7 protein-coding genes, 1 tRNA gene and 1 other RNA gene are annotated in these 8,767 nt (G+C 73.1%); 8 read left to right on the forward strand and 1 reads right to left on the reverse strand.

Annotated features, from left to right (window positions below):
- Positions 1–14: 14 nt before the first annotated feature.
- The 4 genes from gap to IH50_RS0104200 all read left to right on the forward strand — a co-directional run bounded on the left by gap (position 15) and on the right by IH50_RS0104200 (position 3,094).
- Positions 15–1,013 carry a type I glyceraldehyde-3-phosphate dehydrogenase gene (gene gap, locus IH50_RS0104180; RefSeq protein WP_030857318.1) on the forward strand — a complete coding sequence of 333 codons (999 nt, stop codon included), beginning with the start codon at positions 15–17 and terminating at the stop codon, positions 1,011–1,013.
- A gap of 333 nt (positions 1,014–1,346) precedes the next feature.
- On the forward strand, positions 1,347–2,285 hold the full coding sequence (locus IH50_RS0104190) for an FAD-dependent oxidoreductase (protein ID WP_030857322.1): 939 nt from the start codon (positions 1,347–1,349) through the stop codon (positions 2,283–2,285).
- A 129-nt stretch (positions 2,286–2,414) separates the two neighbouring features.
- Positions 2,415–2,699 (forward strand): hypothetical protein, encoded by a 285-nt coding sequence (locus IH50_RS0104195; RefSeq protein WP_030857324.1) that lies wholly within the window; start codon positions 2,415–2,417, stop codon positions 2,697–2,699.
- Complete coding sequence (locus tag IH50_RS0104200; protein ID WP_030857326.1) at positions 2,681–3,094, forward strand: hypothetical protein; 414 nt, start codon at positions 2,681–2,683, stop codon at positions 3,092–3,094. Before IH50_RS0104195 ends, IH50_RS0104200 begins: the two co-directional genes overlap by 19 nt.
- A gap of 271 nt (positions 3,095–3,365) precedes the next feature.
- Here the strand turns inward: IH50_RS0104200 and IH50_RS0104205 are convergent.
- Positions 3,366–3,450: transfer RNA gene (locus tag IH50_RS0104205), tRNA-Ser, on the reverse strand.
- A 73-nt stretch (positions 3,451–3,523) separates the two neighbouring features.
- On the opposite strand from IH50_RS0104205, the gene ffs reads away from it, so the two are divergent.
- From ffs to IH50_RS0104220, 4 genes are all read left to right on the forward strand, one after another.
- Positions 3,524–3,622: signal recognition particle sRNA small type (ffs, locus tag IH50_RS39105), an RNA gene on the forward strand.
- Between the two features lie 47 nt (positions 3,623–3,669).
- On the forward strand, positions 3,670–5,811 hold the full coding sequence (locus IH50_RS0104210; protein WP_030857328.1) for a DNA polymerase III subunit gamma and tau: 2,142 nt from the start codon (positions 3,670–3,672) through the stop codon (positions 5,809–5,811).
- A gap of 88 nt (positions 5,812–5,899) precedes the next feature.
- On the forward strand, positions 5,900–7,153 hold the full coding sequence (gene purD / locus IH50_RS0104215; RefSeq protein ID WP_030857330.1) for a phosphoribosylamine--glycine ligase: 1,254 nt from the start codon (positions 5,900–5,902) through the stop codon (positions 7,151–7,153).
- A 293-nt stretch (positions 7,154–7,446) separates the two neighbouring features.
- On the forward strand, positions 7,447–8,767 hold a 1,321-nt coding region (locus IH50_RS0104220), incomplete at its 3' end, for a hypothetical protein (RefSeq protein WP_078913837.1).

Below are 8,767 nucleotides of genomic sequence, written 5' to 3' on the forward strand. Positions count from 1 at the left end.
AAGGGACACCACTCATGACCCGCATCGCGATCAACGGATTCGGCCGCATCGGACGCAATGTGCTGCGCGCGCTGCTCGAACGCGACAGCGACCTCGACGTCGTCGCCGTCAACGACCTCACGGAGCCCGTCACCCTCGCCCGGCTGCTCGCCTACGACACCACGGCCGGCCGGCTCGGCCGCCCGGTGACCGCCGACGGGGACGCCCTCGTCGTCGACGGCCGCCGCATCAAGGTGCTCGCCGAGCGGGAACCGGCGCGGCTGCCCTGGGCCGAGCTCGGCGTGGACATCGTGCTGGAGGCGACCGGCCGCTTCACGTCGGCCAAGGCTGCCCGTGCCCACCTCGACGCCGGCGCGAAGAAGGTGCTCGTCGGCGCGCCGTCGGACGGCGCCGACGTCACGCTCGCGTTCGGGGTCAACACCGACGCCTACGACCCGGACGTGCACACGATCGTCTCGAACGCCTCGTGCACGACCAACGCGCTCGCGCCGCTGGCCGCGGTGCTCGACGAGCTCGCCGGCATCGAGCACGGCTTCATGACGACGGTGCACGCCTACACGCAGGAGCAGAACCTGCAGGACGGTCCGCACCGCGACGCCCGCCGCGCCCGTGCCGCCGCCGTCAACATCGTGCCGACCACGACGGGCGCCGCCAAGGCGATCGGCCTCGTTCTGCCGAACCTCGACGGCAGGCTGTCGGGCGACTCGATCCGGGTGCCGGTCCCGGTGGGATCGATCGTCGAACTCAACACGACCGTCGCCCGCGACGTGACGCGCGACGAGGTGCTGGCGGCGTACCGCGCCGCGGCGGAGGGACCGCTCGCCGGCGTCCTCGAGTACTCGGAGGACCCGCTCGTGTCGTCCGACATCACGGGCAACCCGGCCTCGTCGATCTTCGACTCGGCCCTCACCCGCGTCGACGGCCGGCACGTCAAGGTGGTCGCCTGGTACGACAACGAGTGGGGCTTCTCGAACCGGGTGATCGACACCCTCGGACTCCTCGCCACCCGCTGACGGGGCGCGAGGGCGGGAGCGTCCCTGAACGTGAGGAACGCGCTTCCTGACGGGTGCCGCGGCTTCAGGTGACCGCGGCACCCGTCCTTCGGCCCGGGTACGGCCGGCCGGGGAAGGACGAGGGCACGCGTCAGACCTGGCCGTGGAGGGGCGTCAGGCCGGTCAACCGGACGCCGGGGTCGGCGTGGTGGAGGGCCCACGCGCGGCAGACCTGTTCAAGGCAACACGTTCTGATGCGCCAGGGGGCCATCATGAAGACCGGTGGGCTTGCCGAGCGGCTGCGCGCCGCACAGATCACCGCGTACGCCGGGGCCCCGGTGCTGGAATAGCTCCATGGCCGACACACCGTTCCGTACCGGTTCGCCCGCCACCCACGACACGGACCTGATCATCATCGGCGGCGGCCCGGCGGGCTGCGCCGCCGCCCGGATGGCCGCCAGCGTCGGTATGCGCTCGATCCTGATCGAGCCGGACACGCTGTGCCGCACCCTCTATCGCATCCCGGCCCTCAACAACGTTCTCGGTGGCTACACGAGCGGCCCTGAGCTCGCCGACTCCATCACCATGGAGCTGAAGAGCACGGAGCTGTGCCGCCTCGAGCTGGGCCGGTATGTCACCGAACTCCGCGCCGACGACGCCCATGTGACCGTCACGGTCGACACCGGCGCCCGTCTCACCGCTCCGTACGCCATCGTGGCCACCGGCGTCGGCCCCCTCCAGCCCCGCGACGTCGCCTGGATCACCGCCTCCGACGACATGATCCTGCCCCCGCTCTGGCAGGCCGACGCGGACGACGCCCAGGACCGCACTCTCCTCGTCCTCGGCGGCGACCGCCCGATCGGCACCTTCCTGCGTGCCCACCCGGCCACCGACACCCGCCTGCTCGTGGCGTACCCGGTGGCCGACGAGTACAAGGCTGAGGAGATCCGTGAGGACCCCCGGGTCACCCTCCTCCCCGTCGAACACCTGACACTCGGTCCCGCAGAAGACACCACGGTGTCAGCGGAAGCGGTGGGCAGGGACGGCGAACGGCAGACGGTCACGGCGGATGCCGCCTACCTCAGCATCGGGAACGCACCGACCGTCCCGCCCGGCGACCTGATCCGTGGTGCGGACGGCTACTGCCCGCCCACCGACCAGCACCCCCGCGTCATCGTGGCCGGCGACCTCCGCTCCGCCCGCTTCCAACGGATCATGACCGCCCTGGGTTCCGGCGGCGAGGCCGCGCTGCACGCCTACTACGCGGCCAGGGAAATGCTCACCAAGGACTGAGACGCGACTGCTCGATGCGGTGACGACGGCGCTCGGAAGGGGATCTCCGTGACCGGTGGGCGGCCCGCGTCGTTCGGGGTGTGCCGCGTCCTGGTACGGATTCCTACTGGTTTGATAATCTCGGGCCTCATGGGCGAGATTCCTTACAGCATCGGCGAAGGGCCGGCCACCAGGGTCAGCCTCTCCCTCCCCGAAGGGACGGCGGAGGCGATCCGCCGACGGGTCGGCAAGCGCGAGTTCTCCGCGTTCATCACCGAAGCGGTGGAGCGCGAGCTGCGCGGCCAGATTCTGGATGAGTACCTGGCCGACTACGAACGCCGCCAGGGCCCGATCTCCGAGCACGAGCAGGAGCGGGCACGCCGGGTCTTCGACGAGGTGTTCGCCGAGGAGGGGCAGTGGCCCGCCGCAAGCTGAGCCACGAAGGCGCCCTCGTTCTCGACTGCGAGGGCCTGTCGAAGTTCGTCGATGATCAGGAGCCCGTCGTCGCTCTCATCGCCGAAGCCCGTAATCGGGGCATGGAGGTGGTCATCAGCGCACTCACCATCATCGAAGCGGTGCATCGCCGGACCGACAGGGCGCAGCTCGCGTGGGTCCTGTCCGGCGTGCGGATCGTGCACATCGGCGATGAGGAGGCCAAGGCCGCCTCGGCCATGCTGATCAACGCCGGGCTGCATGGTCACAAGTACGCCATCGACGCCGCCGTGGCCGAGATGGCGCTGCGGCAGCGCCGCCCGGTCGTCATGCTCACCTCGGACATCGACGACATAACGAAGCTCTGCGGCGACAGAGTGCGCCTCGTCGCCGTGTAGTCGGCGCCCAGGACCCGAACGCCCGGGATGTGAGGTCGGCCCGTACGTCCTTGTCCGAGCGGGGCGGGGCCGGTTGACCAGTCGGTGGCATCCAGGGCCGTGAACGGCCCGGTTGAGCTGCGAGAGATGCCCGAGCGCCGACGGCGGCCCGCCGCGGGGCCCTCCGGTGCCGCCTGCCACACGGACTGCAACCCGAACCGCAATTCCCAGAACGAAGAAGGCTCCGACCGAGATCCGGTCGGAGCCTTCGTCTGCCCAGGTGGGCAAGGTGCGGAGGATACGAGATTCGAACTCGTGAGGGGTTGCCCCCAACACGCTTTCCAAGCGTGCGCCCTAGGCCTCTAGGCGAATCCTCCGGTGGGAACATTACATGACCGAGAGGGGTGCTTGCGAACTCGTTCCTCGCCCGCGACATGGGGTAACCTCTGCCGTAGCCCCTCACGCGGCGCTATCTGACTGAACTCCCCCAGGGCCGGAAGGCAGCAAGGGTAGGTCGGCTCTGGCGGGTGCGTGGGGGGCGCTTGTGTTTCCGGCGCCGGAGCCGGTTGTCGGTGGGCGCCTATAACCTCGTATGCGTGTCGTCTCTCGCGTTGTACCGCCGCTACCGCCCGGAGTCCTTCGCCGAGGTCATCGGGCAGGAGCATGTCACCGACCCGCTGCAGCAGGCGCTGCGGAACAACCGGGTCAATCACGCGTACCTGTTCAGCGGCCCGCGCGGGTGCGGCAAGACGACCAGCGCGCGGATCCTGGCGCGGTGCCTGAACTGCGAGCAGGGCCCGACCCCGACGCCGTGCGGGGAGTGCCAGTCCTGCCGGGACCTCGCGCGCAACGGGCCGGGGTCGATCGACGTCATCGAGATCGACGCCGCTTCGCACGGTGGTGTGGACGACGCGCGTGACCTGCGTGAGAAGGCGTTCTTCGGGCCCGCCTCCAGCCGGTACAAGATCTACATCATCGACGAGGCCCACATGGTCACGCCGGCCGGCTTCAACGCGCTGCTCAAGGTCGTCGAGGAGCCCCCGGAGCATCTGAAGTTCATCTTCGCGACCACCGAGCCCGAGAAGGTCATCGGGACCATCCGGTCGCGTACGCACCACTACCCGTTCCGGCTGGTGCCGCCCGGCACCCTGCGGGACTACCTGGGCGAGGTGTGCGGCAAGGAGGACATCCCCGTCGAGGAGGGCGTGCTGCCGCTCGTCGTGCGGGCCGGCGCCGGGTCGGTGCGTGACTCGATGTCCGTCATGGACCAGCTCCTCGCCGGCGCGGGTGCGGACGGTGTGACGTACGCCATGGCCACCTCCCTGCTGGGGTACACGGACAGCTCGCTGCTCGACTCCGTCGTCGAGGCCTTCGCGACCGGTGACGGCGCCGCCGCCTTCGAGGTCGTCGACCGGGTGATCGAGGGGGGTAACGATCCGCGCAGGTTCGTCGCCGATCTGCTGGAGCGGCTGCGGGACCTCGTCATCCTCGCCGCCGTTCCCGACGCCGCCGAGAAGGGGCTCATCGACGCCCCCGCCGACGTGATCGAGCGGATGAAGGCGCAGGCCGGCACCTTCGGGGCCGCCGAGCTGAGCCGCGCCGCCGACCTCGTCAACGAGGGGCTCACCGAGATGCGCGGCGCGGGTTCGCCGCGCCTCCAGCTCGAGCTGATCTGCGCGCGCGTGCTGCTGCCCGCCGCCTACGGCGACGAGCGCTCGGTCATGGCCCGGCTGGACCGGATCGAGCGCGGGGTGAACTTCTCCGCGGGCGGTACCGGCGCGGGTATGCCCGGCGTGGGGTACGTACCCGGGCCGGAGGCCCACGGGGGAGCGCCCGGGCAGGGCTTCGTCGAGCCGGGGGGCGGTCCCGCCGCCGCACGGGCGGCGGTACGGGGGCCCGGCCCGGCTCCTGTCCCGGCGCCGCCCGCTCCCCCCGTCCCGCAGGTCCAGCAGCCTCCGGCGCCCGCCCCGATGCCGTCCGAGGCTCCGCCCGCGCCCAGTGCCCCGAGTGCCCCCGGCGCCTGGCCCACCGCCGCCCCCGCCGGCGGCGGCCGCCGGCCGGGCGGCTGGCCCACCGCCGCCCCGGCGGGCGGGACCCGGCCCCCGGCCCCGGCCGGCGCCCCCGCGGCCACGCCCACGCCCGCGCCCGCCGCCCCCCAGGCGGCACCCGTGCCCGCGTTCTCGGGAGGCGGCGGGCTCGATCCCCGCACGCTCTGGCCGAACATCCTGGAGACGGTCAAGAACCGCCGTCGTTTCACCTGGATCCTGCTCAGCCAGAACGCCCAGGTGACCGGCTTCGACGGCACGACCCTCCAGGTCGGCTTCGTGAACGCCGGCGCGCGGGACAACTTCCTCAGCAGCGGCAGCGAGGACGTACTGCGGCAGGCGCTGGCCGAGCAGTTCAACGTGCAGTGGAAGATCGAGGCGGTCGTCGACCCGTCCGGCGGCGGTGGTGGCGGGGGCATGGCGGCACCGGCCCCGGCCATGGCGCCGGCCGGGCCACCCGCCGGTGGCCGCAACGGAGGCTACGGCGGTGGCGGCCAGCGGCCCTCCGCTCCCCAGGCGAGCGCCCCCGCCGCCGCGCCCGCGCAGCCGGCCAGCGCCCCGCCGCCCGTCTCGCCCGAGGACGACGTTCCCGAGGACGACGACCCCGACCTGGACGAGTCCGCCCTCTCCGGGAAGGATCTGCTCGTCCGCGAGCTGGGCGCGACGGTCGTCGAGGAGGTCACGAACGACTAGGTGTTCGGAGGAACGTACGAAAGGCGTCCGCTCACCCCTTCGGAAGCCCGCACAAAAAGAAGGCGCCGTCTCCCGTTAGGCTGACCCCGTGAAGGTCCTCGTCATCGGCAGCGGCGCCCGCGAACACGCCCTGTGCCACAGCCTGTCCCTCGACCCCGACGTCACCGCGCTGCACTGCGCCCCCGGCAACGCCGGCATCGCCGGGGTCGCCGAGCTGCACCAGGTCGACGCCCTCGACGGCGCGGCCGTGTCCGCGCTGGCCGCGCGGCTCGGCGCGGACCTCGTGGTGGTCGGCCCGGAGGCGCCCCTCGTCGCCGGTGTCGCCGACGCCGTGCGCGACGCGGGCATCCCCGTCTTCGGCCCGTCCAAGGAAGCCGCGCGGCTCGAGGGCTCCAAGGCCTTCGCGAAGGACGTCATGGCGGCGGCCGGCGTGCCCACCGCCCGCAGCTACGTCTGCACGACGCCCGAGGAGGTCGACGCGGCCCTCAACGCGTTCGGCGCCCCGTACGTCGTCAAGGACGACGGGCTCGCGGCCGGCAAGGGCGTCGTCGTCACCGACGACGTCGAGGCGGCCCGCGCGCACGCCGGTGCCTGTGAGCGGGTGGTGATCGAGGAGTTCCTCGACGGCCCCGAGGTCTCCCTCTTCGCGATCACCGACGGCGAGACGGTCGTACCGCTCCAGCCCGCCCAGGACTTCAAGCGCGCACTGGACGGCGACGAGGGCCCGAACACCGGCGGCATGGGGGCGTACTCCCCGCTGCCGTGGGCCGACCCCAAGCTGGTCGACGAGGTCACGGAGACGGTCCTCCAGCCGACCGTCGACGAGATGCGGCGCCGCGGCACCCCGTTCTCCGGGCTGCTCTACGCCGGTCTGGCGATCACCTCGCGCGGGGTCCGCGTGATCGAGTTCAACGCCCGTTTCGGCGACCCCGAGACCCAGGTGGTCCTGGCCCGGCTGAAGACCCCGCTGGGCGGCCTGCTGATGGCCGCCGCCACCGGCAACCTCGCCCACCTGGAGCCGACGCGGTGGAGCGACGAGGCCGCGGTCACCGTGGTCGTCGCCTCGCACAACTACCCCGGCACCCCGCGCACCGGCGACCCGATCACGGGCCTGGACGAGGTCGCCGCCCAGGACGCCCCGCACGCGTACGTGCTGCACGCGGGGACGAAGCGGGACGGTGACGCGGTCGTCAGCGCGGGCGGGCGCGTGCTGTCCGTCACGGCGACCGGCAAGGACCTCACCGAGGCCCGCGACCGCGCCTACCGCGCGGTGTCCCGCATCGGTCTCGACGGCTCCCGGCACCGTACGGACATCGCGGCGAAGGCGGCGCGGGAGGCGTGAGCCGGACGGGCCGGTCCCCGTCCCGACGCCGATGAACCCCGCAGGCCCCGGATCCGTCCCAGGATCCGGGGCCTGACCCTTGCCATCTGTCATCCACCTTTCCCCAAAGCCATTCCATCGAGTGAGCGATGCGCCATCCGGCTGACGGGGACGGGGGCCCCAACTAGGGTGCCGCGCAAGCGTTCCGGCACTTGGCCCATCGGCATTGCGATGTCAGTGACGGGTGCCACAGTGGGGGAGTGAGCAACGCCGGGACAGCGTCAGGACCGCCGGGAGGGAGGTGAGGACGGGCCATGAGCGGAAGCGGAGCGGGAGCGGAGTCGGGAGCGCGGTCCGCGCGGTCGCACGCGCTGGCCGTACTGCGCGTCCGGAGCCGGGCGCTGGCCGTCGCGCTGCTGCCGGCCGCCGTCGCCGTGATCCTGCTCGTCGGCGGGTCCACCGGCCGTCTGCCGGGCGGCGGCTGGGACCTCGCCCGCCGGCTCCTCACACCGGTCGCGGTACTGGTCCTGCTCGTCGCCGCCGGTGTCGCCCTGGTCGTCGCGCGGGCCCGGCCCGCCATGAGCCCCACGGTCCCGATCGCCGAGGACGCGGCCCCGGACCTGTACCGGATGGTGCGCGACCTCGCCGACCGGCTCGACGTTCCCGCCCCTTCCGCGATAGCGCTCACCCCGGACTGCGACAGCTGGCTGGAGGACCGCACCCACCCGGCCCACGGCCCCCCGCCCGCCGAGGAGCACGGCGACATAGCCGGTGCGGGCCGGCCCGCCGGGGGCAGGGCCGCCGCCGCACCCGTGCTGGTGATCGGCTCCCCGTTCCTGTGGTGGATGCGGGTGGGCGAGCTGCGCGCGGTCCTCGCCCCGGTCGTGGCCGGTACGGGACCTTCGGCGCACCCGGACATAGCGGCCGCCCGGCGCTTCGTGCGGGGGCTGGACGCCGCGGTGGCCGTGGCCTCGGCGCCCCGCCGGGGGCCGGTGGTCCACGGGGTGCTCGCCGGCGTCGGCCGGGTCGCCCGGCTGCTGCTGCGCGGCTGCCGGGGGCATGCCGCCGAGATGGAGCGCGGGGTCGCCGCGGCGGCGGCCGAGCGTGCGCAGGCCGTGGACCACGGGCTGCGGATCGTCGCCCAGGAGCAGGTGGGGCTGGCGTACGCGGGCTGGGACCGGCTCCTCACCCGGGTCGCGCTGCCGGCCTGGCGGATGGGCCGCTGGCCCTCGCGGCTCAACGCGGGAGTGGTGGCGGCGCTGACCGAGCTGTCCCGCCGGGACCGGCTGGCGGAGGGCTTCGCCTCCCGTCTCGGTGAGCGTCCCGCCTGCGACCTGCTGGAGCAGCCCGGCACGGTGGACGAGGCCGCCTCGCTCCTCGCCGCCCGCCTCTTCCACGGCGGGCCCGCGGAAACCGGCCCGGACTGGTCACCGGTCCACTGGGGCGACTACCCGGAGGAGGTCGTCGACCGCAAGTGGCGCACCGACGCCGCCCGCCTCCACCGCGTCCTGGACGCCCTCCACGTCCCACCCGCCCCCGACGGTCCCCCGGCCCCCGGTCTTCGGAAAGGCATTGGGGAGGGTGGGGTGGCCGCCGGAGGTGACGGTGCGGTAGCGCTGCTGGTTGTCGATCCAC

The organism is Streptomyces sp. NRRL S-37, from assembly GCF_000721605.1.
In the GTDB taxonomy this organism is placed as follows: Bacteria; Actinomycetota; Actinomycetes; order Streptomycetales; family Streptomycetaceae; genus Streptomyces.

Excerpts from the sequence above, each read along its gene's own strand:
- gap (WP_030857318.1), top strand. The coding sequence starts at position 15 with ATGACCCGCATCGCGATCAACGGATTCGGCCGCATCGGACGCAATGTG.
- IH50_RS0104190 (WP_030857322.1), top strand. The coding sequence starts at position 1,347 with ATGGCCGACACACCGTTCCGTACCGGTTCGCCCGCCACCCACGACACG.
- IH50_RS0104195 (WP_030857324.1), top strand. The coding sequence starts at position 2,415 with ATGGGCGAGATTCCTTACAGCATCGGCGAAGGGCCGGCCACCAGGGTC.